The organism is Mesorhizobium sp. M2C.T.Ca.TU.002.02.1.1, from assembly GCF_003997225.1.
This window is the reverse complement of sequence record NZ_RZTO01001193.1, coordinates 1-1,303: the sequence shown is the minus strand read 5'-3', so window position 1 is coordinate 1,303 and position 1,303 is coordinate 1. Positions and strand designations below refer to the sequence as shown.

General features: G+C 63.4%; 3 protein-coding genes. All 3 read right to left on the bottom strand.

Annotated features, from left to right (window positions below; genetic code table 11):
- A partial coding sequence (locus EOD07_RS34660) for a phosphotransferase (protein ID WP_164772854.1) occupies positions 1-429 on the bottom strand: 429 nt, incomplete at its 3' end.
- Entirely contained in the window at positions 426-911 is a 486-nt protein-coding gene (locus tag EOD07_RS34655) for a MaoC family dehydratase (protein ID WP_281059116.1), read from the bottom strand. The genes EOD07_RS34660 and EOD07_RS34655, both read right to left, overlap by 4 nt.
- 85 nt (positions 912-996) lie before the next feature.
- The coding region (locus tag EOD07_RS34650; RefSeq protein ID WP_127238372.1) for an SDR family oxidoreductase at positions 997-1,303 on the bottom strand (307 nt) is incomplete at its 5' end.

Here is a 1,303-nt window from a genome sequence, read left to right as displayed (position 1 = left end):
GTCGTGCATGGCGGCAAGCGTCGCATTCATCGCGTCGTAGACCGCGGCGCGCTCTCCGTTGCCGGAAAGATCCGGCAGCGACGGATCCCAGAAGATGCGGCCGTCGAGATATTCCATGACATAGAACATGCGGCCGATCGGGGAGTCTTCGCCTGATAGATGCAGCATGCGCGGCACCGGCACCGCCGTGCCGGCAAGCGCCCGCATGACCCGGAATTCCCGGTCGACCTGATGCGCGGATTTCAGCAATTGTCCTGGAGGCTTGGCGCGCAGCACATAGCGGCCGCTGGCGGCGGTCAGAAGATAGGTCGGATTGGACTGGCCGGACTTGAATTTTTCAATCGCGGACAAGCCGGCAAAGCCCGGAATATGCGCCTCGAGATAGGGCACAAGCGCCGCCTGGTCTATGGCACCGGCCTCGCCGCTCATGCGTTCTCGGGCTGGCGCTCGATCAGCGTCAAGGTCAGCCAGCGCGCCGTCAGGGCCGGCTTCTTCGAACCCTCGATCTCGATGGTCACGTCATGCGCCGTCTGCACCCAGCCGGACGGCCGCACCTTGACGTCCGCCAGCACGAAGCGAGTGCGGATGCGCGAGCCGGTCTTCACCGGCGCCAGGAAACGCAGCGTATCAAACCCATGATTGACACCCATCTTGGTGTTTTCGATCGGCGGCATGGTCTCGAAAGTCATTGCCGACAAAAGCGACAGCGACAGGAAGCCATGCGCGATGGTGCCGCCGAACGGCGTTTCGCGCTCGGCGCGCACAGGATCGCAATGGATGAACTGGTGGTCGTCGGTCGCATCGGCGAACTGGTCGATCATGCGCTGCGTGACCGTTCGCCAGGGCGAGACGCCGACCTCCTTGCCGACGCTTGCCAGAAGCGTATCGAGACTGATCGGTTCCACGCTGATGTCCTCCGCACCCCCGCCCGGATAACGACTCCTCGAACCGGGCGCCTACTCCTTGAACCCCGCCCGATTTCTTGAACCGGGCGACTTATTCCTTGAACAATGTCATTCCATGCTGCACCGACTGGCCGCCGTCGATCGGCAGGATGGCGCCGGTGACATAGCTTCCGGCACGGCTGCACAAATAAAGCGTTGCGCCGGCAATGTCATCCGCCACGCCGATGCGGCCGAGCGGAACATGGTTACCAACATGTTTCGCCTGCTCCTCGGTCGCGGTGGCAAAGGCCGTCATGCGGCTCTGGAAAGGGCCGGGCGCAAAGGCGTTGACGGTGATGCGGCGGGCGGCGAACTCGATCGCCAGCGTGCGCGTCAAATGATGCACCCCCGCCTTCGAA